Below are 25072 nucleotides of genomic sequence, written 5' to 3' on the forward strand. Positions count from 1 at the left end.
GGCCTGGTTCCGGGGCGGTGGACCGCCTCCTCATATGCTCGCGGAGACGCGTCGAAGGAGGTCCGAGTGGCTGAGCGGGAAGAGCTCACCTGGGAGTTGTTCGGTTCGGCCGGCCGGGAGCTCGCGCAGCAGGTCGCGGACAGCGGGTACGAGCCGGACGTGATCCTGTCCATCGCCCGTGGCGGGTTGTTCGTGGCCGGTGCCCTCGGTTACGCCTTGGACGTGAAGAACCTGCACGTCATGAACGTCGAGTTCTACACCGGGGTGGGCGAGCGGCTCGAGCTGCCGGTGATGCTGCCGCCGGTGCCGAACGCGGTCGACCTGACCGGCGCGAAGGTCCTGATCGCCGACGACGTCGCCGACACGGGCGCCACGTTGAAGCTGGTGCGCGACTTCTGCGCCGACCACGTGGCCGACGTGCGTTGCGCGGTGGTCTACGAGAAGCCGTGGTCCGAGGTCAAGTGCGAATACGTGTGGCGGCGCACGGACCGGTGGATCAACTTCGCGTGGTCGAAGCAGCCACCGGTCATCCGCCGTGAGGGACAGGTGCTGGACGCATGAGTGACCCGTTGGCGCCGTTGCTGGAGCTGGACGGCGTGGCCGAGGCGGCGAAGAAGGCCCAGGACGCGGTCTTCGCCGTGCACCGGTTGCCGGTGAACCTGCGCGGCGGCTCGGCGACGGCGGCGGAGGCGTCGGTGCGCGCGGCCCGTGCCTCGGCGGCTCTGGATGGCGCGGACCCGGAGATCCCCGCTGACGCCGCGGTGAAGGACCCGGTGCTGGCCGGTGCCCTGCGGGTCGCCGAGGCGGGCGAGTCGCTGCTGCCGACGTGGCGTCGTGCGCCGCGGCAGGCGCTGGCGCGGATGCACGTCCTGGCCGCCGCGGACCTGGTCGAGGACCGGGAGCGCCTGGGCCGCCCCGACCCGTCCGCCGGTGCCCGGCTGGATCTGCTGGCGCAGCTGGTGACGGGCGCGACGTCCGCGCCGGGCCCGGTGCTGACGGCGATCGTGCACGGCGAGTTGCTGACGTTGAAGCCGTTCGGCTCCGCCGACGGTGTCCTGGCTCGCGCAGCGGCGCGGCTGACCATGACGGCGACCGGCGTCGACCCGAAGGGCCTCAGCGTGCCCGAGGTGGCCTTCTTCCGCCGGCCGGCGCGCTACGAGGAAGCGGCGACCGCCTTCGCGACCGGCAGCCCCGACGGCGTGCGTTCGTGGCTGCTCTACTGCTGCGAAGCGATGGAGGCAGGCGCCCGCGAGGCCCGCAGCATCGCCGAAGCCGCCGGCTGAGGCGCGCCGGCGAAGTGGGCGGCGTCGCCGAGGCCGCCGGCCGAGGCGCGCCTGCGAGGTGGGCGGCGTTGCCGAGGCTGCCGGCTGAGGCGCGTGCGCGCCAGGAGCGCCGCCCCGGCAGCCGCCGGCACCGACCGTGGCGCCAGGAGCGCCGCCATGGCAGCCGCCAGCACCTCGCCCCGGTCAATCGCCAATCCGGGCCAGGCGCCAGCCCGGCCCCTGGTTTCGCGGACGCGCGGTCAAGCGGCCCACGGCCCTGCGGTCGCCGGCCCGGTGGCTCCGGGTTCGGTTGGTTCCCGTTGTGCGAGTGCGCACCAGCCACCAGCCACCGTTCCCCGGTTGCAGGGCTTGTGGCTCCTGGTTTCGCGGACCTGCGGTCGATCGGCCCACGGTTCCCCGGTCACCGGCTCACGGTCCGGCTGGTTCCTGTTGTGCGAGTGCGCCGCCAACCGGTCCCACCGGGCACCGGTTCTGCGCCTTCCATCCGGCGGGATCCCATTGGCCGAGTGTGCCGTCGCCCGGCCCGCCATTCGTGGTCACCGGCCCTCCGGCTCCCGGTCCGGCTCGCCAGCGCGGCCTGCTCCCGCCACTGTCGAACGCCGCGCGGGGCCGGGAAAGTGCGTCATGCCCGGCGCACCTTCCCGGCACCGCGCGATCAGCTCGTCGCACAGGCGAGCAGTGCCTCCCGCACGTGGCCACCGTTCGCGGCGAGCATGTCGGCCGCCGTGGCCGCGTCCACGCCGCACAGCAGGTGCACCAGCGCCACCTTCAGGTCGCCGTTGGCCTCGGCCAGGGCCTCCGTCGCCTCCTGCTCGCCGGCGCCTGTCGCCTCGGTGAGGATGCGCAGCGTGCGTCCCCGGAGTTTCGCGTTGGTCGCCCGGAGGCTGACCATCAGGTTCGAGTAGGTCCGGCCGAGCTTGACCATCGTCGCCGTGGAGAACGCGGTCAGCAGCATCTTCTGCGCCGAGCCCGCCTTCATCCGCGTCGATCCCGCGATGACCTCGGGGCCCGTGTCGACCGCGATGAACACGTCGACACCCGCCGGCCGCACCGACCGCGCGTTGCCCGACACCAGAGCGGTCGACGCCCCGAGCCGGCTCGCCGCCTGCAGGGCACCGAGGACGTACGGGGTGCGCCCGGACGCGGTCAGCCCGAGCACGAAGTCCCCGGGCCGCACCGACGCCGTCATTTCCGCGGCACCGGCTGCCGGGTCATCCTCGGCGTTCTCGACCGCTTCGCGCAGGGCGCGGGCGCCGCCTGCGTGGTGCGCGACGAACCAGTCGGCCGGCACGTTGAAGGTCGGTACGAGCTCGGCGGCGTCCAGCGTGGCCAGCCGTCCGGAGGTGCCCGCGCCGACGTAGTGCACGCGATGGCCGGTGCGCAGGGCCTCCACCGCGTGATCCACCGCGTCCGCCAGCTGGGGCAGGACCTCGGCGACCGCGTCGGGAACCCGGCGGTCCTCGTCGTTGATCGTGGTCAGGATGCCGAGGGTCGACATCCGGTCGATCTCGGTGGTGCGGGGGTTGCGCTGCTCCGTCGGGGAATCGACGTGGACCACCTGACTCGGCACCGTCATCATGCGTCTCACCGTTTCCTTCGTCCTCACTTTCCGGTCTCTCGCGGACGCCTCCGGCCGTCCGGGCGCACCCCGAGGCGATGTCCGCCGACGGCGTCGCGGGTGGCCTCGAGCGCCGCGGAAGCGCTCTCCATGTGCCGCTGCGCGACCCCGATGAACAGGCAGTCGATGACGGTGAGCTGGGCGATCCGGCTCGCGGTCGCACCCGAGCGGAACGTCGTCTCGCGGGCTGCCGTGGTCAGGACGTAGTCGGCGACCTCGGTGATCGGGGAACGCGGGAAGTTGGTCAGGGCGACCGTGGTGGCTCCGTGCTCACGGGCCACCCGCAGGGCTTCGACGGTGTCGGTGGTCGCGCCGGTATGCGAGACGCCGATCGCGACGTCGCCGGTGCCGAGCACCGCGGCCGAGGTCAACATGATGTGGGTGTCCGACCAGGAAAAGCACACCCGGCCGATCCGGTGCATCTTCTGCTGCAGGTCGGCGGCCACGAAGGCGCTGGCGCCGACGCCGTAGACGTCGGTCCGGCCCGCCTCGGCCAGGAGGTCGATGACGCGCTGCAGGGTCGCGATGTCGAGCTGGTCGGCGGTTTCTTCGACCGCGCGCGCGTCGGCGAAGCTGACCTTGCCGACTACGGCGGCCAGATCGTCGTCGACGGCGATCTCGCCACCGAGATTGCGCGCCGACCGCGCCTCGGATCGGGCGGTGTCGGCCGCCAGGGCGATCCGCAGCTGCGGGTAGCCGCCGACACCCACCGCCTTGCAGAAGCGGGTGACGGTCGTCTCGCTGGTGTTCGCGGCGAGGGCGACCTCGGTGATGCTCCGCCGCGCTACTTCAGACGGGTCATCCAGCACGACCTTGGCTACGCGCTGTTCTGCCCGGGCGAGACCGGGCAGAAGCGAGCGAATCCGGACCAGCGGGCTGGTTTCGGACTCGCGCACGTTCGAACCGAATTCGTTCGGTGCCTGCGTCGTCACGGAATCGGTATCGGCTTCCGTGGGAAAGTTACCAACTGTAGGCATTTGAGACAAGATTACCCACATCCTTTGGGATGATCGCAACTCGTACGCCCTGCACGTCCGAGCCGCGCGACTCAGTTGCCCGGAAAGTCGCCAACCACGTCGAAGTTGTTAACGTCATCAAGTTAACGACTTGGCAACTTACTGTGGTTCCCGAAACAGCCGACGATCGTGAGTAGTTCGCAAGTCGCGTCTCGCTGGTAGAGACGTGCCCGGCACGATGCTACGTCGGTTCCGCAGCCGCTTTCACTACTAATGGAGCAGTCAACTTGTTGCGGAGAGTGACCACCCCGCGGTGACGAACCTGGGCGAGATGCCGTTCGTGCTGGTTACTCGCCCACCGCAGGGAAATGGTCGCCGTCCCTTGTTGTGCGTTCCTCGCGCTCCCGCGGATGAAACATCACCTGGGTGGCCGCGGGTAATTTCGCCGACAACGCGCGCTCACATCGCGTCGGCGAGTGCGCTCGCCCACTTCTCCCGCGCCGGGTTGATCGAACCCCAGTCACGCGTGGGGTGCACGCGGTTGGTGAGCAGGATCGCGAACGACCGGGACACCGGGTCGATGACCAGCGACGTCCCGGTGAAACCGGTGTGGCCGGCCGTGGTCGGCGCCGAGAGGCCACCCATGTAGAACCGTTGGTCCAGTTCGAAGCCGAGGCCGTGCGCGTGCCCGGGGAAGGCCCGGTTGTAGTCGGTGAGCATGGTCCGGACGGTCTCCGGCCGAAGGATCCGGGCACCGCGGTAGGTGCCGCCGTTGAGGAGAGCCTGAGCCAGCACGGCCATGTCCGGTGCCGTCGAGAAGATCCCCGCGTGCCCGGACACGCCCCCGAGCGACCACGCGTTCTCGTCGTGGACCTGGCCGCGCACCATGCCGCGCGGCGGGTCCGCCTCGTATTCGGTGGCCGCGACGCGGGCGATCTTGTCCGCGGACGGGTTGAACCCGGTGTCGGCCATCCCGAGCGGCTGCGTGATGCGGTCGCGTACCACGACGTCGAGCGGATCGCCGGTGATCTCCTCGACGAGGAAGCCGAGGGTCATCAGGTTGATGTCGGAGTAGAGGTACGCCGATCCGGGCGGGTTCTTCAGCGGGCTGTCCAGGACGGCCTTGCGGCGGGACGGGATGTCCGGATAGCCCTGCCAGAGGGACGGGCTCGGGTCGGCGTCCAGGCCCGACGTGTGGGTGAGGAGCTGCTGCACAGTGACCGCCTGCTTGCCGTTCGCGGCGAACTCCGGCAGGTACGCGGCCACGGGCCGGTCGAGCCCGATCCGGCCCTCCTCGACCAGCTGCATCACCGCGAGTGAGGTGAACAGCTTGGTGATCGAGGCCATGTCGAAGAGGGTGTCGGCGCGCATCGGGACCTGCTGGCCGGGGGGCAGCTCGGTGCCCGCGGCGTCGGCGTACCGCAGCGCTCCGCCGGTCGCGAGTTCGTCCACGAGCACGCCGTCGTGCGCGAGGACGCCGACCGCGCCGGAGAAATGCGGGTGGCCGGTCGCCGGATCCGGCTTGGCCCAGTCGGTGAGGAACTGGTCGGCGGCCCGCAACGGGGCCGGGTCGAGCCCGACGTCGGCCGGCGTGCCCGGGCGCAGCACCGTGTCGGCTGGGGCGAACTCGTACTGCGGACGGTCGAAGCGTCCGGAGGTCTGGGAGGTCGTCGTGGCACTCGCTCCGGGAACGGTCAGGGCCGCGGCGGTCAGGACCGCGACCAGGAGTTTGCCCATCCGCATACCGGCCTCACCGGTACCGCAGATAGGGGCGGCGGCGGGCGGTGAACTCGTCGAGCTCGGCTCGCCAGGACCCGACGACGTCGTCGACCCCGGCGCCGGAGTCGATCATCGTGCGCAGCCGATCCGAGCCGGTCAGCTTGTCGATCCCGTTGTCGGCGCGCCAGCCGAAGAGGTCCGGGTGCAGCTTCTTGGCCGTCACGAGCATCGCCACCGCGGTCCGGATGGCGTCGAACGCCGCCGGATCGGTGACCGTCAACTGCACGCCACCACAGGTCTGGTTGACGAACTTGCCGAACGTGGGCACGAAGTACGTCTCGCGGAACTGCACACCGGCCAGGCCGACCTTCGTCAGCTCGTCCCGCCAGCGCCAGTCGACCCCGGGTGAACCGACGATCTCGAACGGCCTCGTGGTGCCGCGGCCCTCGGAGAACACGGTGCCCTCGAACATCCCGGTGCCAGGGTAGACGAGCGCGGTGTCCGCGGTCGGCATGTTCGGGCTCGGCGGGGTCCAGTGCAGGCCGGTCGCGGCGAAGAAGGTGTCCCGGCGCCAGCCCTCGACCGGCACGACCTGGAGATCCGCGACGCGGACGTCCTCGGCGGGCAGCAACTCCGCCGCGAAGTACCCGGCCAGCTCGCCCACGGTCATGCCGTGCTGCTGCACGATCGGCTTCAACCCGACGCCGGACGCGAACTCCGGCCGCAGCATCGGGCCGTACGCCTTGCCGCCGATCGGGTTGGGCCGGTCCAGGACGACGAAGGCGGCGCCGGTCCGGCCGGCGGCGGCCATCGCCGTGTACATCGACCAGATGTAGGTGTAGAACCGCGCGCCGACGTCGGCGATGTCGAACACCACTGTGTCCACGCCCGCCTTGGTGAACATGCCGGCCAGCTTGGCGGCGTCGGCGCCGTAGGCGTCGTAGACCGGGATGCCGGTGCGTGGGTCCGTGTAGTCGCCTTCGGACCCGCCGGCCTGGGCGCTGCCGCGGAAGCCGTGCTCCGGGCCGAACGCGGCCACCGGCCGGACACCGGCGGCGATCATCGAGTCGACGATGTGGTCACCGTTGGCCAGCACGCCGGTCGGGTTGGACAGTACGCCGACCTTGCGCCCGGCCAGCGTTCGCCAGCCCTGAGCGGCGAGGACGTCCGCACCGGTCACGACCGGCGCCCGCGGCGACGGTGTCCGGCCCGTCACCGGCTCCGCCATCGCGGACCCGCCGGCCACCAGGGGTGTCGCGAGGGCTCCCGCGACCAGGAACCCGCGCCGGTTGAGGCTCACCATGTCAGTCCCGTGCCGAAGGGATAGCGGATCTGGCCGGCGTCGTCGCCCGCCGGGATGTCGACCGGCAGCTTGCCCTGCGGGGAGATCTCACCCCGGAGCACCTTGGCCAGCGAAGTCATGGTCACGTCCCGCCAGTCGTAGGTCGCCATCCAGGTCGGCGCGTCGACGACACCCGCGTCGTACGGCTCCTGGATGCTCACGGCGACGACCGGTTTCCCTGTCGCGAGCAGTTCACGCACGAGATCACCCTGACCGGTGTTCGCCCGCAGCCCGTTGGTGAGCACCACGACCGTGTCCGCCTGCCCGGCCGCCGTCACGGCGTTCTCGATGGTCGCCGCGGCCGGGTTGGCGCCCGTCGGCATCGCTGTTCCGCCGAGGCGGTCGGCCAGGGTCCGGACCGGCTCGGCCGGGTAGCCGGGGTAGTTCGGGTTGTTCCAGCCAGTCACCAGAACCTTCCCGGGCTGCCGCAGTGGAAGCAGCCCGGCGTCGTTGCGCAGCACCGTGGTCGTCCGGTCGGTGATGGACTGGATCTTCTCCCGGTTGCCGGGGCTCCCGACCTGCCTGACCGCGCGAGTGTTGACCAGCGGCTTCGCCACGATTCCGCGCTTTTCCTTGAGCTTGAGGATGCGCAGCACGCTTTGGTCGATGCGCTCTTCGGTGAGGCGGCCGCTCTTCACCGCGTCGAGCACACTGTCGACGGCCAGTCCGAGGTCCGGCGGCATCAGCATCTGGTCTACGCCGGCTTCCAGCGCCAGTACTGGAATCTCGGCGTCGGTGTGCAGTTGCCGGACACCGGCCATCTGCAGGGAGTCCGTGACAACCACGCCGTCGTAGTGCAACTCGTCCCGCAGGATTCCGGTCATGATCGGCTTCGACAGCGTCGCGGGCTCGCCGGACGGGTCCAGGCTGGGGACGGTGATGTGCGCGGACATGATCACGTCCGTGCCCGCCTCGATCGCGGACCGGAACGGTGGCAGGTCGATCTGCCGCCACTGGTCCGCGGTCCGGTTGATGACCGGCAGTCCGGTGTGGCTGTCGGTCGCGGCGTCACCGTGGCCGGGGAAGTGCTTGGCGGCCGCGGACACGGTTTCCGTCGGTGGCCCTGAGTTCTGGTACCCCGCGACCTCCGCGGCGACCAGCTGCCCGGCCAGTGCCGGATCCGCCGAGAACGAGCGCGAGCCGATCACCGGGTTGAGCGGGTTGGAGTTGACGTCGGCGTCCGGGGCGAAATCTTGGTTGATGCCCATCGCCCGCAACTCGCGACCGTTGACCGTGGCCAGCTGGCGCGCGTCCTCGGCGCTGCGGCCCGCACCGATCGCCATACTCGACGGGTACTCGGTCGCGGGAGCCGCGATGCGGGTGACCCGGCCGCCCTCCTGGTCGGTCGAGACGATCAGCGGCACCCTGGCACCGCTGGCGAGCGCGGCGCGCTGCAGCCCGTTCGAGAGGGCCGCGACCTGCGCCGGGTCGTCGACGTTGTCGGTGCCGGAGTTGTTGAAGTAGATGACTCCGCCCGGGTGGTAGCGCTCGATCACCTCGGCCGGTGTGTCCACGCCGTACTTCGTGCGGTTGCCCTGGTCGGGCTGGTCGGCCGCCTTGCCCCACACGTCCGCGACGAAGAGCTGCCCCACCTTGTCCTCGAGCGACATGGCCCGCAGCGTCTGCTCGGCCCAGCCCTCCTGGCGCCCGGATGCGGCCGACGCCGCGCTCAGCGTGCTCACGCCGAGCACACCCACGACGATCGCGGCAAGGGCATGACTCCTCCGGCGCATCGCGAACCTCCCCTGATGATGAACGGCCGGCTGGATCGAGCCGACATTGGGGGAAGCTACTCAGTGGCTCCAGAGCAGGTCAACGACCGCCTTACTTTCGGACGAGCCCGAAAGTGCTTTTCAGCGCATGCCACTCCAACGGTCTAATCCGATGGGCATAAAAATGCGCGGGCGCCGCCAGCGATAACGCTGGCGGCGCCCGCCCGCGCGGACCACTCGGGTGACCAAGCTGCAACTCATGTCGTGCCTTGTGGGGACTCGGCGTCCGGCGTCCCGGTACGCAGTCCCTCGACGACAAGCCTCCCGCGGCGTGCTGCGCGTGGGTGCCCGGAGTCCGCGCACGGAGACCTTGCGGGGAGGAACGAGACTTATCTTCGTCTCGTCCTTGGCCGACAAGATGTCCGCACTCACTTTGTAACCCAGTGACGGCGGTCACTTCAAGGGGTCGGACGGGTGCACCGGTACAGACGCCCGATCCGGTGATGGGACCACCGTGCGCGACTAGAATTCATGCTCCCCCACGACGTTTGCGGGTCAGGCCGTACCAGGTCACCCCGGCCGCGGCGACCGCGCCGAGCCCCAGCCCGACGGCCAGGGTGGCCGGTGTCGGCGCCGGGATGCGGCTGCGCAGCGACACCGGTTTGGTGAACTCGAGGACCGTCCACCCGCGCTCGGTGGCGGTGCGGCGCAGCAGGCGATCGGGGTTCACGGCGCGCGGCATGCCGACCGTCTCCAGCAGCGGGATGTCGGTGCTCGAATCCGAATAGGCGAAACAGTTGGCGAGGTCGTACCCGTTTTCCGCGGCCAATTGTTTCGCGGCCACCGCTTTTTGTTCGCCGTAGCAGTAGAATGCGATTTCGCCGGAATAGCGGCCGTCGACGACGCCCATTCGGGTCGCGACGCTGCCGGTCGCGCCCAGCATCGCCGCGATCGGCGTGACGACCTCGTCGCCTGCCGCCGACAGCACGATCACGTCGTGCCCCTGCTCCTGGTGCCAGGCGATCAGCTCGGCCGCCTCGGAATAGACGAGCGGGTCGACGATGTCGTGCAACGTCTCGTTGACGATCGCGCGCACCTGGGCGACGTCCCAGCCGGCGCACAACGCCGAGATCTCGGCCCGCATCCGCTCCGTCCGGTCGGCGTCGGCGCCGGAGAGCGAGAAGACGAACTGCGCGTAGGCGCTCTTCAGGGCCGCGCGCTTGCTGATCAGCCCCTCGCGCAGCAGCGGCTTGCTGAACGCGAGCGCGCTGGACGACGCGATGATCGTCTTGTCCAGGTCGAAGAAGGCCGCGATACCGGTTCCGGTCGCGGCGGGGAGATCGCCCGGCGGCGAGCTGGGAAGTTCTGCCACAGCTTCAGGATAGGAGGAGATCGCTCGCGCGCTCGTCAGGTGACCACCAACGGTGTCGCCCGGTCGGAAATTCGTTCGCCGCCGGGGAATCGATTGCTGGTGCTGTTACCGAATTGTGGGTGTGGGAAGACCCGTTCGGCGACCGTGACCGGAGTTACAGTGGAGCGCATCCGGTGTTCCCACCGGCGGTTCAGTCCAACCCCCCGGGGCTGAACCCACGGCGACCCCCGTCCCTCCCCCCTGGCGGGGGTCGCCCCTTTTCTCGCGCGCGGGCGCGAATCCTGCCACAGGACGCGGACAGTTCCGGCTCGCTCGGGCCGCCCGGTTCGTGAGTTGTCCACATGACCCCGGTTGTCCACAGGCGGGACCGGAACTCCTTGTCGCGCAGGGACGCGGGAACGACGGTGGAGTCAGGTCAACCACCGAACCTTCCTGGGGGCAGTCGTGAACCACACCCGTCCGCTCGTCGTCGCCCACGACGAGGCCCTGCTCGACGAAATCCTGCGCGTCGCCGCGGCCGTCGGCTGCGAGACCCAGCGCGCGCCGGATCTGCTCGCCGCGCGTCCGCGCTGGCCGGACGCGCCGCTGGTGCTCGTCGACGAGCAGGCGGTGGACGCCGAGGTCGAGCTGCCGCGTCGCCCCGGCGTCCTGCTGGTCACCAAGGGCGCGCCAGACTCCCGCACCTGGCAGCGGGCCTTCCGCGCCGGTGTCGAGGACGTCGTCGCGCTGCCGGAGGACGAAACCACCCTCGCCGCGGCGCTGGCCGACGTCGTCGACGGCCCCGGAGTCCCGGGTGGACGGATCATCGGTGTCGTCGGCGGGCGGGGCGGCGCCGGTGCGTCCTTCCTGGCGGCGGCCACGGCCCTCGTCGCCTGCCGCCACGATCCCGGCGGGTTCCTGGTCGACTGCGATCCGCTCGCCGGTGGGGTGGACGCCCTGCTCGGCGCCGAGCACGCGGAGGGCCTGCGCTGGCCCGAACTCCGTCCCGGTGCCGGACGGTTGTCGATGCCGGCCCTGCTGAAGTCATTGCCCGAGTTCCGGTACCGGGGCCTGCGGCTGCCGTTCCTGTCCTGCCACCGCAACGGGGACGGGCCGACCGGGCAGGGGGTGGCGGCCGTGATCGAGGCGGGACGGCGTTCCGGGCGCACGGTCGTGTGCGATCTGCCGCGGCACCTCGACGGCGCGGGTCTCGCGGTCATCGCGCGAGCCGATCTCGTGGTCGTGGTGATCCCGGCCGAAATGCGGGCCTGTCTCGCGGCTCGGCGGGTTCTCAAGCAGCTGGGCGATCCGGCCGACCGGGTGCGGCTCGTCGTGCGTGGTCCGGCGCCCGGCGACCTGCAGCCCAGCGTCGCCGCGGGTGCGGTCGGGGTGCCGTTGCTGACGTCGATGCCGTTGGAACGGCAGCTGGACCGGGAGATCGAGCACGGCCAGTTCGCGCCGCGACCGCGTGGGGCGTTGCTCGAGGCGGCGCGGCTGGTCCTCGCCGAGGCCCGGTCGAGGCAGGTGCTGGCGGCATGAACTTCGAGCTGGTCGAACGCGTCCGCCTGCGGCTGGCCGGCGCCGGCGCCGGTACCGACGCCGCGACCGTGGCGGACGCCGTGCGCGCCGAGGCGGGGCGGCCCGTCGGCCATGCGGAGGTCCTGGACGCGCTGCGTGTGGTGCGCCAGGAGCTGGCGGGCGCCGGGCCGCTGGAGCCGTTGCTCGCCCTGCCCGGTGTCACCGACGTGCTGGTCACCGGACCGTCGGACGTCTGGGTCGACGGCGCGGACGGGCTTCGCCGGACGGAGGTGTCCTTCCCCAACGAGGAGGCGGTGCGCCGCCTCGCGCAGCGCCTGGCCCTCGCGGCGGGACGACGGCTCGACGACGCGCAGCCCCACGTCGACGGCTGGTTGCCGGGCCTCGGCCCGCACGGCCGGGTGCGGTTGCACGCGGTCCTGCCGCCGATCGCGGCGGATGGCACGTGCGTCTCCCTGCGCGTACTCCGCCCCGCGGTGCACGACCTGACCGCGCTGCGGGAACTGGGCACGTTCGGAGCGGACGGTGCCGAGCTGGTCGAGTCCGTGGTCGCCGCGCGACTGGCGTTCCTCGTCACTGGCGGCACCGGCGCGGGGAAGAGCACGCTGCTCGCGGCCATGCTCGGTGCGGTGTCGCCGTCCGAGCGGATCGTGTGCGTCGAAGACGCGGCCGAGCTCCAGCCCGCGCATCCGCAGTTCGTCCGGTTGATCGCCCGGCCGCCCAACATCGAGGGCGCGGGCGAGGTCAGCTTGCGCGACCTGGTGCGCCAGGCACTGCGGATGCGCCCGGACCGGCTTGTGGTCGGCGAGGTTCGTGGCCGGGAGGTCTGTGAACTTCTCAATGCCTTGAACACTGGTCACGACGGCAGCGCCGGCACGCTGCACGCGAACTCCACGGCGGAAGTCCCGGCCCGGCTGGAAGCACTCGCCTCCCTCGGCGGCCTGTCCCGATCGGCCCTGCACAGCCAGCTCGCCGCCGCGGTCCAGGTGGTCCTCCACATGCGCCGGGCCGCGTCGGGTCAACGAGAGCTGGCCGAGGTCGGAGTTCTCAGCCGCGCGGACAACGGAGACGTCCGGGTTCTGCCGGTCTGGCAGGACGGAGAGTGGACCAAGCGGCGTGTGCTGTTCGCCGCCGTGGTCGCCCGGGCAGGGAGGGCCGCATGCTGACGCCCGCACGCGCCAATCCCTCCGTGGCGACTGCCTGCTGGCGGCCGGTGCGTGGCTCAGCTGCCCGGCTGTGCTCGCCCAGCTGCGCACTCCGTGTCCTTCCCATCGAGCACGGCCAGTGGGGAACCAGCAGGCGGGGCCAGAGAGGCAGGGTCGCATGCTGACGCACGTCCTGACCTGTGCCGCCGCAGCGGTCGCCTCCTGGCCGCCGGTGCGGAGCTCCGTCGCTCGGCTGCAAGCGCTCACGGAGTCCGCGAAGCCACGCAGCCTCCGGGTGCCACGAAAGGTCTACGCGCTCGGGCTGGTGCCTCTCGTGTTCCTCGTGCCACCGACTGTCTGTGCCGCGGGCGGATTGCTCGGCTGGGCCGGCTGGCGGCATTGGCGGGGCCGTCGCGTCGTGGCGGAGAGCCGATCGGCCAGACGCTCCATGGTCGAGGCCCTGCACGCCATGGTGGTCGACCTGCGAGCGGGCGCGCCGCCCGCGCTCGCCGCTGAGTCCGCGGCAGTCGACGCGCCTCGCCCGGTCGCCGAACTCCTGCAGGCGATGGCCGGGGCGGCCCGGCTGGGCGGCGATCCCGCCGGTGCGCTGGCGACCATCCCCACCAGCCGGCCGCTGGCGGAGATACGGGGACGGCTGGCGCGGGCTTGGTCCTTGAGCCAGCGGCACGGGCTGCCCCTGGCCGAACTGCTCGACGCCGTCCGCCGCGACATTGCGGAGCACCTCAGGTTCACCACGCAGGCCGAGGCGGCGATGTCCGGCCCGCGAGCCAGCGCGATGGTCCTCGCCGCGCTGCCCGGTTTCGGGCTGTTGCTCGGCGAGGGGATGGGCGCTCACCCGGTGCACGTTCTCTTCGCCACCGCCGGTGGCAACACACTCCTGCTGGCCGGCACCGTTCTGATCGTCGCGGGTGCTGCCTGGAGTGCTCGCATCACGAGAAGGGGTGCGCTGTGGTGAGCGGCGGGACCCTCGCCGTCGCGCTGATTGGCGCTGCGTTGCTGACACTGCCCGGCAGACCGGTTCCCGGCCTGAGACTGGCTGCCCTGCTGCCCGCACCCAGAGCTCCGGCTCGGCCACGGCGCCGCCCACCGAAGGCCGACCCGCTCGAGCTGGCCGCGACGTGGGACCTGCTCGCCGCGTGCCTCCGAGCCGGGCAACCGGTGCCCGCCGCGCTGAGGGCGGTGACCGAGGGTGCGGCGGGCCCGGAAGCGGACGCGTTGCGTGCCGCGGCGGGTCTGCTGGAGCTCGGCGCGGACGCGGATGAGGGCTGGGCGCCGGCCCTGGGTTGCCCCGGAACGGCGGAGTTCGCTCGCGCGGCGAAACGAACCGCCCGCAGCGGAACAACGCTCGCCGACGCGGCCCGTGACCTCGCACAGGACATACGGGCCGGGCTCTCCGATCGAGCCGAGGCGCGAGCGCAACGGGCGGGGGTCCTGATCGCCGGACCACTGGGGCTGTGTTTCCTCCCGGCCTTCGTCTGCCTCGGAGTCGTACCCGTCGTGCTCGGTCTGGCGGGACGTCTCACCGTGTTCTGATCGTCCATCCACAGTAGACAGAGGGGATCCATCATGCTGTTCCGCACCAAACCCGCGGGGCGTCACGCCGCACCGCCACGCCCGCGGTGGTGGCGCCGCTGGCTCCGCCCGGTGATCACCGCCGACGACGGGATGAGCACCGCCGAATACGCGATCGGCACGATCGCCGCGGCGGCCTTCGCGGCACTGCTGTACTCGGTCGTCACGGGCGACTCGGTCCTGGCCGCGCTGACCGGCCTGATCCAACAGGCCCTGACAGCGAGCTTCTGATGACAGGCCCCAGCCCGCGCGCAGGCCCACCCCTGCCCGCGAAGCGTGCCCATCCCAGCCCGATGCCGACGACGGCGGGCGCCTGGGCATTGCCGATGGCGGCGGCGGCCCGAGCCACCAGGGGGCTGATCGGCCGGCGACCGCCGGGCGAGGTGCCAGCGGCTCGTTCGTCCCGGGTCAGTCCGGTGCGGCAGGGGAAGCGATCGGACCGCGGAGCGGTGACCGTCGAGGCGGCGATCGCGCTGTGTGCGCTCACCGTGTTCGTCGGGATGGTGCTGGCGGGCTTCACGGCGATCACCGGGCAGCTCCGGTGCGTCGACGCCGCTCGTGAGGCCGCCCGGCTCGTCGCGCGGGGCCAGCCGCAACTGGCCACACAGGCCGTCGAGCAGATCGCACCGCCCGGGGCGCGGCTCTCGGTGAGCACCGCGGGGGACAGCATCAGCGTCGAGGTCCGCGCGGATCCGGCCGGTGGGCTCCTCCCTGGCCTCCACCTGACGGGGACCGCCTTCGCGGTGCTCGAACCAGGAGTGACCGGTGCGGATCCCTGACCGGCGGCGGACGGGTGCCCATCCGACGCCATCGCCGCTCGCCGACTGGGCACCCCGGTTGGCGCTCAGGTCAGGGTGTCTTCCGGGGCGACCTGCAGCGGGTGCTCGGAGTGCAGTGGTGCTCGCGGCGGCTGCTCGGGCGTGGGGCGGGGTCCGGGGCGGGCATATGGGCGAAGGGCGCACGGTCAAGGCGGCGCATCGGACGTGGGATGGGGGGCGCATGGGACGTGGGATGGGAGCCGGCGGCCAAGGGGCACACGGTCAAGGCGGCCCGTCGAGCGTGGGACGGGGTTCGCGTCGGGCATGGGGGCGAAGGCCACACGGCCAAGGCCGCCCATCGGGCGTGGGTCCGGGCCGGGCCAGGGGGCGAAGGGCACACGGCCACGGCGGCCGACTGGAGGTCGGGCGAGGTCCGGGCGGCGCCTGGGGACGAAGGGCGAACCACCGATGCGGTCGCGGGGATCGAGACGGGGCCGGGCCGGTGAGTAACGCCCGCATTGTCACCCCGACTGGTCGAAGCGGTGGCGGGGCCGGGGCTGGCGGGGGCACAGGACCCTCGGCGTCCAACGGCACACCGCCGCCCGATCGGGAACGGGGCGCCGCCACCGTCTGGGCTGCGGGAGCCATCGCGGCGTTGGCGGCGATCGCGGTCTTGATGTGGGGCCTCGGGGCCGCGGCGGTCGCCCGGCATCGGGCTTCCGCGGCTGCCGACCTGGCCGCACTCGCCGCCGCGGGACAGGCCGCCGCCGGGACGGACGCCGCTTGCGGGCGGGCCCAGTGGGTCGTCGACCGGATGGGTGCGCGGATGGTGAGTTGCCGGTTCGACGGGTGGGACGCGCTCGTCGAGGTGACGGTGAGCGGTCCGGTCGGCGCCGCCTCCGGGCGGGCCCGCGCGGGGCCGTGATGCGACGAACGGTCACCCCCGCGGTGAACGGTCGGGGCGCTCGCCGCGGGTGGGCGGTCGCCCTCGCGCGGCGAACGGTCACCGCCCGTGGCCGGGCGAACCGTCCCGGCAACGATGAAACCGTTGGCGCACAGCCAAAAGCTGTGCTGGAGATCACGATCGAAGGTCATGGCCGGGCGCCGCTCGTCGCCGGGCGGTGATCGGCGAACGGCGTTCGGCCGGGCCGAGCACGGGCGGTTCGCTCGTCGCCTCGGATCGGCCGGTTGTCGCGCGGCGGGTTCCGGCCATCTGCAACTTGCCGTTTATTGGAAACCAGACAGCCACCCCGAGCGGTGGAACAAGCAAGGAGTTGTGGACGGATGTTGGACACGGATTGGTCGGACAGCTGGCGGGGCGCCTTCCGCATCGAACTACGTGCGGAGGCCATCGGCCTCGCCTGGCACGGGTGGCCGGTGCTGCCCGGCACCTTTCCGGCGCAGACGGACGCCGAAGGGTCGTGGACCGGCCCGGTGCCCGTTCACCAGGACTGGGCCGACCGCCTCGGCGCCCACCCCAACGAGGTCGCCGGCTGGTGGACCGGCCAGCCCTACAGCCTCCTCGTCGCGACCGGCACCGTGCTGGACGCCGTCGAGGTCCCCGACGAACTGGGCAAGCGCGCCGCGCGACTGCTCCGCGCGACCGGCCACCCCGCGCCGATCGTCGCGACGCCCGACGGCCGCTGGCTGTTCCTGACCACGGTCGCCGACCGCATCCCCGAGGAACTCGCCACCTCCGGCGCGGTCCGCTGGCACGGCCAGGGCAGCTGGATCCCGCTCCCGCCCACCCCGTTCCAGCACGGCGTCGTGCACTGGCGGGTCAAGCCGGACGTGTGGGGCTGGCGGCTGCCGTCCGCCGAGGCCGTGCACACCGTGCTCGCCCGCGCGCTCGACCAGCAGGGAACCGACCGGCCGCTCGTCGGCGCCGGTCAGTTCGCCGCAGCCTGAGCCACCCCGTGGTCGTGCCGGTCACTGTGAGAACTCACCGCCCCGAGCACGGTATCCAGCACGGCCACCGCCCCCGCCTTGTCCAGTGGGTCGTTACCGTTCCCGCACTTCGGTGACTGCACACAGGACGGGCAACCCGCCGGGCACTCGCAGGAGATGATGGCCTCCCGCGTAGCGGCCAGCCACGGGACAACAGCAGCGAAACCGCGATCGGCGAATCCCGCGCCTCCGGGATGGCCGTCGTGCACGAACACCGTCGCCTCCCCGGTGTCAGCGTGCAAAGCGGTCGACACGCCGCCGATGTCCCAGCGGTCGCACGTAGCGAACAGCGGTAGCAGGCCGATCGCCGCGTGCTCGGCGGCGTGCAGGGCGCCGGGGATGCGCGCCGGATCCAGACCGGCGCCCCCCGGCGCCCCGCCACCTTCGAGCGCCCCGCCACCTTCGAGCACCCGGCCGGCCTCCAGCAACTCGGGCGTGATCGTGTACCACACCGCGCGCGTCTCCAACGTCTGCGCAGGCAGGTCCAACGCCACCTGGTCCAGCACCTCACCCGACGGGCGCCGGCGCAGATACCCCACCACCTGCGACGTCACCGCCACCTCGCCCAGGCACACGCTCACCCCGCCGTAATCCACCCGCTCCTGGGTGCTCAACACGGTGATGTCCGCGACCTCACGCGCCGACGTGGTCCACTCCGGGTCCTCGGCGTGCACCAAGGCGATCCCCGACTCCAGATCCAGCTCGTCCACCACGTACGACGAACCCTGGTGCAGGTAGACCGCGCCCGGATGCACCGTCGTGCACGCCGACCCCGGATCGACCGTGCCCAGCAGCCGCGACGTGTCCGCCTCCACCACCGCGATCTGCTCACCACCCGATCCCCGGATGTCCACCTGGTAGTGCGGCCTGTCCCGCGAAGTCCAGTACCAGCCACTCGGCCGCCGCCGCAGCAACCGGTCCGCCACCAGCCGGTCCAGCACCTCCCGCGCCGCGGCACCGCCGAACGTCTCCAGCTCACCGGTCGTCAACGGCAACTCCGCCGCGGCGCACGCCAGCTGCGGCGCCAGCACGTACGGGTTCGACGGGTCCAGCACCGCCGACTCCACCGGCCGCTCCAGCACCGCAGCCGGATGGTGCACCAGGAACGTGTCCAGCGGATCGTCCCGCGCCACGAACACCACCAGCGCGTCGTCGCCCGACCGGCCCGCCCGGCCCGCCTGCTGCCAGAACGACGCGAGCGTGCCCGGGTACCCGGCCAGCACCACCGCGTCCAGCCCCGCGATGTCCACGCCCAGCTCGAGCGCGTTCGTCGTCGCCACGCCCTTCAGCTCGCCGGACAGGAGCGCCCGCTCCAGCGCCCGCCGCTCCTCCGGCAGGAACCCCGCCCGATATGCCGCGACCTGCGACGGCAATTCGCTGTCCACTTCGGACAACAACCGCCGCGCTCCCAGCGCCGTCAGCTCCGCGCCCCGCCGCGACCGGACGAACGCCAGCGTCCGCGCGCCCTCGATGACCAGCTCGGCCAGGATCCGGCTCGCCTCCGCCCCGGCCGAACGGCGCACCGGTGCCCCGTTCTCGCCGCGGTGGTCCTCCATCAGCGGCGGCTCCCACAGCGCCACGGTCCGCGCCCCGCGCGGTGAGGCGTCCTCGACCACCGGCTCGCAGTCCGCGCCCAGCAGCCGGCAGGCGAACTCGTGCGGCTCGGCCGTCGTCGCCGACGCCAGGATGAACACCGGCGACGACCCGTAGTGCCGCGCCACCCGCTGCAACCGCCGCAGCAACAGCGCGACGTGCGACCCGAACACGCCCCGGTAGCTGTGGCACTCGTCGATCACGACGTAGGACAGCTTGCGGAACAGCCGCGCCCACCGCGAGTGCGCGGCCAGGATGCCGCGGTGCAGCATGTCCGGGTTCGTGAACACCCACCGCGCGTGCGCCCGCACCCAGTCGCGCTCCGCCATCGGGGTGTCCCCGTCGTACGACGCGGCCCGCACCCCGGGCACGTCCAATGCGGACACCGACCGCAGCTGGTCGGCGCCCAGCGCCTTCGTCGGCGCCAGGTACAGCGCGCACGCCTTGTCGTCCCGCGCCAGCGTCGACAGCACCGGCAGCTGGTAGCACAGCGACTTGCCCGACGCGGTGCCCGTGGACACGACGACGTGCCGCCCGCCGAAAGCCAGCGACGCCGCCTCCGCCTGGTGCGCCCACGGCTCGTCGACCCCGGACGACCGCAGCGCCGCCACCACCCGCTCGTCCGCCCAGGACGGCCACTCGACGTGCCGCGCCTCGCGCGCCGGCAGCTCGGCCACGTGGGTCACCGGGTTCTCCGGAATCCCGGCGGTGACCCGCTGCAGCAACCGCCGCGCCCGCTCGGTCCCCACCCTGGCTTCCACGGCATCCAGCTTCGCACACCAGTACGACAGAACCGCCCGGACGTGAAAAGATCATGAACCGTGAGCAGACTCACATGTACTGAGCGTGATCGTTGTGGGACGCCCTGACCGTGCCGAACGCAATACCAATACACTCCGGGCAACCGGCACCACTTGTGGTGTAGATCCCATGCCAGCGTCGGCACGGCTTCCCCTAGGCGGGCTGTCACTGGCGACAGGAACGTTTCCAGGAGGACGGATGTCCCGGCAGACCCTCGCGGAGGGCCTCGAGTTTTCCGGAGGTGACTACGGCATAGCTGCCGTCGTCGCCGTCATCGCCCTGGCCGCACTGGTCATCGGCTGGTTCCTGCTCAAGGAGGTGCTGGCCGCCGGCCAGGGCACCGCCAAGATGCAGGACATCGCCAAGGCGGTGCAGGAAGGGGCCGCCGCCTATCTCAAGAGGCAGCGCAACACCCTCTCGATCTTCGGGGTCGTGGTGTTCCTGCTGCTGCTCGCGCTCCCGGCGGACGACTGGAACGAGCGCATCGGCCGTTCGGTGTTCTTCCTCGTCGGCGCGGTGTTCTCCTTCCTCATCGGCTACACCGGCATGTGGCTGGCGACGCGGGCGAACCTGCGGGTCGCCGCCGCCTCCCGTGAGCCGGGTGGCCGCGAGAAGGCGATGCGCGCCGCGTTCCGCACCGGTGGCGCGGTCGGCATGTTCACGGTCGGCCTCGGCCTCTTCGGCGCCGCGGTCGTCGTGCTCGCCTACACCGGTCAGGCCCCGAAGGTGCTCGAGGGCTTCGGTTTCGGCGCCGCGCTGATCGCGATGTTCATGCGTGTCGGCGGCGGCATCTTCACCAAGGCCGCCGACGTGGGCGCGGACCTGGTCGGCAAGGTCGAGCAGAACATCCCGGAGGACGACCCGCGCAACGCCGCCACCATCGCCGACAACGTCGGTGACAACGTGGGTGACTGCGCGGGCATGGCCGCCGACCTGTTCGAGTCCTACGCGGTGACGCTGGTCGCCGCGCTGATCCTGGGCAGCACCGCCTTCGGCGTGCACGGCCTGCTGTTCCCGCTGATCGTGCCCGCCATCGGCGTCATCACGGCGGTCATCGGCGTCTACATCACGCGCGCCCGCTCCGGTGAGAACGGCCTGGTGACGATCAACCGCTCGTTCTACATCTCCGCCGTCATCTCGGCGGTGCTGTGCGCGGTCGCCGCGTTCGTCTACCTGCCCGGTTCGTTCGCCGACTTCGGCCAGGACCAGGCCGGCACCGCGGGCAACCCGGCGCTCATCGCGTTCATCGCGGTGGTCATCGGCATCGTGCTGGCCGGCGTCATCCTGAAGCTCACCGGCTACTACACCGGCACCGAGCACGGCCCGGTGAAGAACGTCGGGGAGACCTCGCGCACCGGTGCCGCGACCGTGATCCTGTCCGGTATCTCGGTCGGGTTCGAGTCGGCCGTCTACACCGCGCTGGTGATCGGTGCGGCGGTGTTCGGCGCCTACCTGCTGGGCGGCACGGTCGCCCTGTTCGCGGTCGCACTGGCCGGCACCGGCCTGCTGACCACGGTCGGCGTCATCGTCGCGATGGACACCTTCGGCCCGGTCTCGGACAACGCGCAGGGCATCGCGGAGATGTCCGGCGAGGTCGACGAGGACGCCGCGCAGATCCTGACCGAGCTGGACGCGGTGGGCAACACCACCAAGGCCATCACCAAGGGCATCGCGATCGCGACCGCCGTGCTCGCGGCGACCGCGCTGTTCGGCTCCTACCAGGACTCGATCTCCAAGGCGCTGGCCGACATCGGCGAGTCCGCCGCGGGCGTGAAGTCGTTCGTGGACACCATCGTCAGCCCGAACACGCTGGTCGGCGTGATCGTCGGTGCCGCCGTGGTCTTCCTGTTCTCGGGCCTGGCGGTCAACGCCGTGTCGCGCGCCGCCGGTGCGGTCGTCTACGAGGTGCGCCGCCAGTTCCGCGACATCCCGGGGATCATGGAGGGCACCACGCGGCCCGAGTACGGCAAGGTCGTGGACATCGTGACCCGCGACTCGCTGCGTGAGCTGGCCACCCCGGGTCTGCTCGCGGTGTTCGCCCCGATCGCCGTCGGCTTCGGCCTCGGCACCGGTGCGCTGGCCGGGTACCTGGCCGGTGCGATCGCGACCGGCACCCTGATGGCGATCTTCCTCGCCAACTCCGGTGGTGCCTGGGACAACGCGAAGAAGCTGGTCGAGGACGGCTACCACGGTGGCAAGGGCTCCGAGGCGCACGCCGCGACGGTCATCGGTGACACCGTCGGTGACCCGTTCAAGGACACCGCGGGCCCGGCGATCAACCCGCTGATCAAGGTGATGAACCTGGTCTCGGTGCTGATCGCGCCGGCCGTCGTGCAGTTCTCGATCGGGCCGGACGCCTCGGCCGGCGTCCGGATCGCGATCTCGCTGGTCGCGGTGGCCATCATCATCGCCGCGATCGTGGTGTCGAAGCGGCGCGCGAGCGTCATGACGGAGACGCCGAGCGAGGACACCACCCCGGCGAAGACCGCCTGATCTCCACCCCCGGCCGGGCCCGTCACGCACGCAGCGTGACGGGCCCGGCCTTTTTCCGGCCCGGCGGTTGCGATCCGCAATCGTCTCGGTACCGTCGGGAAAGAGCTTCGCGTCGGCAGGAGGTGTCTGGGTGCGGCCCGGCAAGTCCGTGTTCTTGGTGGTGCTCACCGGGCTCTGCGTGAGCCTGTCGGGGTGCGGCCGGCAACCGGCGAGAACCGTCGAGCCGGGCGGCCCCGGGATGTCCCGGGAAGAGGTGCAGCGGCAGGACGCCGCCGCCGTGTGGGCCGACGAGTACTGCACCGCGGTCGGCTCGCTGGTGCAGGGCCTGGCGACGATGCCGAGCGTCGACCCGAGCAGCCCGGACCGTGCGTTGCGGACCTCCAGCGAGCTGCTCGGATCGGTCATCGGCGGCTTGGACCGGGCGCTGGACGGCCTCACCACGCTGCCGCCGTCCCCGGTGCCGGGCGGCGACCAGGTGCGGGCCCAGGCGGTCACCGACTTCCAGGGCGTGCGCGACCGCGCCCAGGCCGCGCGTCAGCGGCTGGACGCGGCCGACGCCGATCGCCTCGACGAAGCGACGCTCGGGCAGGCGCACGGCCCGCTGGACGAGGTCGCCCACCTCGACCTGCTCGACCGGTTCAACACCGTGCCCGAGCTGGCGACCGCTGTCGCCCACGCCCCGGTCTGCCAGCAGCTCACCGTCGAGGCCTCACCCCGCTAACCCATGCGGGCCCGCGCGTAGGCGGCGATGGCATCCCGCAGGTACTCGGCGAAGCCCGGGTTGAGCTTGTCGTACCGGCTGCGGAACCGCTCGTCGTCGGCGTAGAGCCGGCCCAGTCCGGTGTAGGACTCCGCGTCCGGCGTCCAGTGGTGCTCCAGCCAGGCGCGGTGCGCGGCGACCGCGTCGAGCACGCGCTCGTCGTCGGCCGGCACGCCCGCGCGTGCCAGTTCGATCAGCCGGTCGGTCGCCTCGCCGCCCTGCCGGTTGACCGCGGCCCACTTCTCCGTGGACCAGTTCCTGCTCCGTTCGTGTGACTGCGTGGCTTGCGAGCCCCACCGGTCGGCGGCCTCCCGTGCGAGCTGCTTCGCCGTTTCCGAGTCCGGTGAGAACCCGTCGAACAGCTCTTTCGCGGACATCCGTTCCCCTCCTTCCAGTTCGTTGATCGTGCGGGCGACGGTGCCGGCGAGCCGGTCCAGCCGATCGCGCTCCGCCAGCAGCCATTTCCGGTGCAGGCGCAGTGCCTCGGCCCGGTCCGCGGTTCCGTCCAGGATCTCCGCGATCGTGTCCAGGCCGAGGCCCAGTTCCCGCAGCAGCAGGATCTGCTGCAGCCGGATGAGCTGGTCACGCCGGTAGAAGCGCCTCCCACTGGCGTCGGCGAAGGCCGGTGGCAGCAGGCCGATGCCGTCGTAGTGCCGGAGGGTCCGGGAGGTCACCCCGGAGGCCTTCGACACCTGGGCGATCGACATCGGCTCGTCCATCTCGTCTCCATTCGTGCCCGTGAAAATCACCGTAGAGGTTGACGCTGCGTCAACTTCAAGAACTTTTTTGGCGCGACGGCTCGCGGGAAATCGAACGGGTGTTCTACCCTGTCGGCTGTGGATCAGATGTCGCTCTTCTCGGCGGAGGCGAGCGGCCCGGACATCGCCGACCTGTGCGGCGTCCTGTGCGGGCAGGGCCAGATCACCGGGTTCGCGCGCACCGCCGCCCGCCTCACCGTGGAGGTGGACGAGGTGTGGCGCGCGCGGGTGCTGGCCGCCGAGTTCGGACGGCGCGGGGTGTCGGCCGAGCTGGGCCGCACCGAGGAGGGCAGGCCACTGATCCGCACGGCGTTCCGGCGGGACCTGATCGGGCTGGCGAGGGCGTGGCTCGACGACGACGGCAAGGCGCTGCCGGGCCGGTTCCGGCTCACCGGTGCGGCACTGCGGCTGTGGGCGCTGGCATCCGGCCGCCCGGGCGTCCAGGGCTATCTGCTGGCCGTCGACGAGCGGGCGCCGGAGACGCACGAGCCGCTGGCCGGGGCGTTCCGGCAACTGGGGCTGCCGGCCCAGCTGGTGGGGCCGAAGGGCGGCGGGCCCGCGGTGCGGGTCACCGGCCGCCGCAGGCTGGCGACGCTGGCCGAGCTGATCGGCATGCCGCCGCCCGGCGCCGAACCGGTGTGGCCACAAGCACCGGCCCGGCAGGCGGTCTGATCAGGCGGGGATGGGGATGGGCACCGGCAGCGCGGCAGGCCGCGGCAGCATGCACCCGTCGCGCACCAGGCTCAGCTGCCCGCCGCGGGAGAAGCAGGCCGGGATGCGGTAGGTCTGCTGGCCGTAGGTGAGGCCGCGCTGGGCGAACACGACGCCGTTCTCGTCCACCTCGCACGGGTTGTTGAACGTGCACACCTCGCCGTCGTCGTTGCCCGTGTTGTTGACTCCGACGATCTGGTGGGTCGCGTCGTCGACGATCGGCGATCCGGACGTGCCGTGGATCGTGTCGCAGCCCGGGGCGTAGCGGATGGAGTCCTTCCAGGTCCAGCCGCCTTCGCGGACCGAGTACACGACGCGGTCGATCGAGCAGTGCCAGGTGCGCGTGAAGTACCCGGAGACGACGCTGACCGGGGTGCCGACGTTCGCCGGCGCCGCGGCGATCGTCAGCGGCCGTCCGCCGGTCTCGCGGGCGATTTCGCGGTAGGACGAGTCGAGCGCGTAGACGGCGATGTCGGTGTCCGTCATCGTCGCGTACACGACCTTCGTCGCGTGCAGCTCGCCCAGCACGCGGCCGTCCGCGCCGAGCAGCCCCATGGCGCGGTGGGCCGGCTGGTTGACGATCACCTCGCCGGGCTCCGGCATGCCCGACTCCAGGCAGTGACCGTTCGTCAGGACGAGTGCCCGGTCGGTTTCGTCCGACTGGGGCAGCCGGACGAGCGAGCCCGAGCAGTTGCTGAGCTTGACGATCCCGGTGTAGTCCGGGGCGGGCGCGGCGAACGCCGGAACGGACCCGGCCAGCGCGGGGCCGAGGAGGACGACGGTCAGAACCGTGAGCAGGCGGCGGAACATGACGCGGAGCGTAGCGGAACGGTCACCCAGAAGCCCCGAGCGGCGTGTGTCCGGTATCACGTGCTAGGTGTGGAAAGGGACGGACGGCGCACGTCGTCGGACTTCCGGATCGCGGAGCGGCGCGGCGTGTTGCGTCACCTCGGGGGACATGAGCGACCGGCAACGTGCACACTTGCTGGTTGAACA

General features: G+C 71.8%; 21 protein-coding genes and 1 pseudogene. 13 read left to right on the forward strand and 9 right to left on the reverse strand.

All coding sequences use genetic code 11. The annotated features are described in order from the left end of the window. The first annotated feature begins 66 nt into the window (after positions 1–66). The gene (locus FB470_RS13550; RefSeq protein WP_306991603.1) at positions 67–561 is read left to right on the forward strand and encodes a phosphoribosyltransferase; all 495 of its coding nucleotides are present in this window, start codon (positions 67–69) and stop codon (positions 559–561) included. After that, the gene (locus tag FB470_RS13555; RefSeq protein WP_306991605.1) at positions 558–1283 is read left to right on the forward strand and encodes a Fic family protein; all 726 of its coding nucleotides are present in this window, start codon (positions 558–560) and stop codon (positions 1281–1283) included. The genes FB470_RS13550 and FB470_RS13555 overlap by 4 nt, the downstream gene beginning before the upstream one ends. A gap of 655 nt (positions 1284–1938) precedes the next feature. Here FB470_RS13555 and FB470_RS13560 read toward each other — a convergent pair. From FB470_RS13560 to FB470_RS13585, 6 genes and pseudogenes are all read right to left on the reverse strand, one after another. Next, complete coding sequence (locus tag FB470_RS13560; protein ID WP_306991607.1) at positions 1939–2862, reverse strand: N-acetylmuramic acid 6-phosphate etherase; 924 nt, start codon at positions 2860–2862, stop codon at positions 1939–1941. 23 nt (positions 2863–2885) lie between these two features. Next, positions 2886–3878, reverse strand: a complete 993-nt coding sequence (locus FB470_RS13565; protein ID WP_306999243.1) for a MurR/RpiR family transcriptional regulator — start codon at positions 3876–3878, stop codon at positions 2886–2888. A gap of 441 nt (positions 3879–4319) precedes the next feature. Then, a pseudogene (locus tag FB470_RS13570) lies at positions 4320–5600 on the reverse strand (serine hydrolase domain-containing protein); the annotation flags it as partial. Between the two features lie 7 nt (positions 5601–5607). Beyond that, positions 5608–6879 carry an exo-beta-N-acetylmuramidase NamZ family protein gene (locus tag FB470_RS13575; protein WP_370876466.1) on the reverse strand — a complete coding sequence of 424 codons (1272 nt, stop codon included), beginning with the start codon at positions 6877–6879 and terminating at the stop codon, positions 5608–5610. Further along, entirely contained in the window at positions 6873–8651 is a 1779-nt protein-coding gene (locus tag FB470_RS13580; protein ID WP_306991609.1) for a glycoside hydrolase family 3 protein, read from the reverse strand. Before FB470_RS13580 ends, FB470_RS13575 begins: the two co-directional genes overlap by 7 nt. A 508-nt stretch (positions 8652–9159) precedes the next feature. After that, positions 9160–10002: an HAD family hydrolase gene (locus FB470_RS13585; RefSeq protein WP_306991612.1), complete on the reverse strand. Its 843-nt coding sequence runs from the start codon at positions 10000–10002 to the stop codon at positions 9160–9162. Between the two features lie 444 nt (positions 10003–10446). Between FB470_RS13585 and ssd the strand changes: the two genes are divergently transcribed. From ssd to FB470_RS13625, 8 genes are all read left to right on the forward strand, one after another. Next, entirely contained in the window at positions 10447–11520 is a 1074-nt protein-coding gene (ssd, locus tag FB470_RS13590) for a septum site-determining protein Ssd (RefSeq protein ID WP_306991614.1), read from the forward strand. Continuing rightward, the gene (locus FB470_RS13595; protein WP_306991616.1) at positions 11517–12683 is read left to right on the forward strand and encodes a TadA family conjugal transfer-associated ATPase; all 1167 of its coding nucleotides are present in this window, start codon (positions 11517–11519) and stop codon (positions 12681–12683) included. The genes ssd and FB470_RS13595 overlap by 4 nt, the downstream gene beginning before the upstream one ends. Positions 12684–13110: 427 nt before the next feature. Further along, entirely contained in the window at positions 13111–13638 is a 528-nt protein-coding gene (locus FB470_RS13600) for a type II secretion system F family protein (protein ID WP_306991618.1), read from the forward strand. Next, positions 13635–14216 carry a type II secretion system F family protein gene (locus FB470_RS13605; protein WP_306991620.1) on the forward strand — a complete coding sequence of 194 codons (582 nt, stop codon included), beginning with the start codon at positions 13635–13637 and terminating at the stop codon, positions 14214–14216. The genes FB470_RS13600 and FB470_RS13605 overlap by 4 nt, the downstream gene beginning before the upstream one ends. Positions 14217–14249: 33 nt before the next feature. Next, positions 14250–14486 carry a DUF4244 domain-containing protein gene (locus tag FB470_RS13610; RefSeq protein WP_306991622.1) on the forward strand — a complete coding sequence of 79 codons (237 nt, stop codon included), beginning with the start codon at positions 14250–14252 and terminating at the stop codon, positions 14484–14486. Between the two features lie 218 nt (positions 14487–14704). Continuing rightward, positions 14705–15034 carry a TadE family type IV pilus minor pilin gene (locus FB470_RS13615; RefSeq protein WP_306991623.1) on the forward strand — a complete coding sequence of 110 codons (330 nt, stop codon included), beginning with the start codon at positions 14705–14707 and terminating at the stop codon, positions 15032–15034. Between the two features lie 232 nt (positions 15035–15266). After that, entirely contained in the window at positions 15267–15938 is a 672-nt protein-coding gene (locus FB470_RS13620) for an Rv3654c family TadE-like protein (RefSeq protein WP_306999247.1), read from the forward strand. A gap of 359 nt (positions 15939–16297) precedes the next feature. Then, on the forward strand, positions 16298–16921 hold the full coding sequence (locus FB470_RS13625) for a bifunctional DNA primase/polymerase (protein WP_306991625.1): 624 nt from the start codon (positions 16298–16300) through the stop codon (positions 16919–16921). On the opposite strand, the gene FB470_RS13630 is transcribed toward FB470_RS13625, so the two are convergent. Then, positions 16903–19314 carry a DEAD/DEAH box helicase gene (locus FB470_RS13630; RefSeq protein ID WP_306991627.1) on the reverse strand — a complete coding sequence of 804 codons (2412 nt, stop codon included), beginning with the start codon at positions 19312–19314 and terminating at the stop codon, positions 16903–16905. The two genes, FB470_RS13625 and FB470_RS13630, sit on opposite strands and share 19 nt — an antisense overlap. A 238-nt stretch (positions 19315–19552) precedes the next feature. Here FB470_RS13630 and FB470_RS13635 point away from each other — a divergent pair, with 238 nt between their 5' ends. Both FB470_RS13635 and FB470_RS13640 read left to right on the forward strand, forming a co-directional pair. After that, positions 19553–21847, forward strand: coding sequence for a sodium-translocating pyrophosphatase (locus FB470_RS13635; protein WP_306991629.1), 2295 nt, complete (start codon positions 19553–19555; stop codon positions 21845–21847). Positions 21848–21977: 130 nt separating this feature from the next. After that, a complete protein-coding gene (locus tag FB470_RS13640) occupies positions 21978–22568 on the forward strand; it encodes a hypothetical protein (RefSeq protein ID WP_306991631.1) in 591 nt (196 codons plus the stop codon). Here the strand turns inward: FB470_RS13640 and FB470_RS13645 are convergent. After that, positions 22565–23326, reverse strand: coding sequence for a MerR family transcriptional regulator (locus FB470_RS13645; protein WP_306991633.1), 762 nt, complete (start codon positions 23324–23326; stop codon positions 22565–22567). The genes FB470_RS13640 and FB470_RS13645 overlap by 4 nt on opposite strands. Positions 23327–23452: 126 nt before the next feature. On the opposite strand from FB470_RS13645, the gene FB470_RS13650 reads away from it, so the two are divergent. Further along, positions 23453–24037 carry a hypothetical protein gene (locus FB470_RS13650; protein WP_370876664.1) on the forward strand — a complete coding sequence of 195 codons (585 nt, stop codon included), beginning with the start codon at positions 23453–23455 and terminating at the stop codon, positions 24035–24037. Here the strand turns inward: FB470_RS13650 and FB470_RS13655 are convergent, their stop codons facing one another. Beyond that, a complete protein-coding gene (locus tag FB470_RS13655; RefSeq protein ID WP_306991637.1) occupies positions 24038–24886 on the reverse strand; it encodes a trypsin-like serine peptidase in 849 nt (282 codons plus the stop codon). It lies immediately after the preceding gene. Positions 24887–25072 lie beyond the last annotated feature (186 nt).

Source organism: Amycolatopsis thermophila (genome assembly GCF_030814215.1).
GTDB classification, from domain to species: Bacteria; Actinomycetota; Actinomycetes; order Mycobacteriales; family Pseudonocardiaceae; genus Amycolatopsis_E; species Amycolatopsis_E thermophila.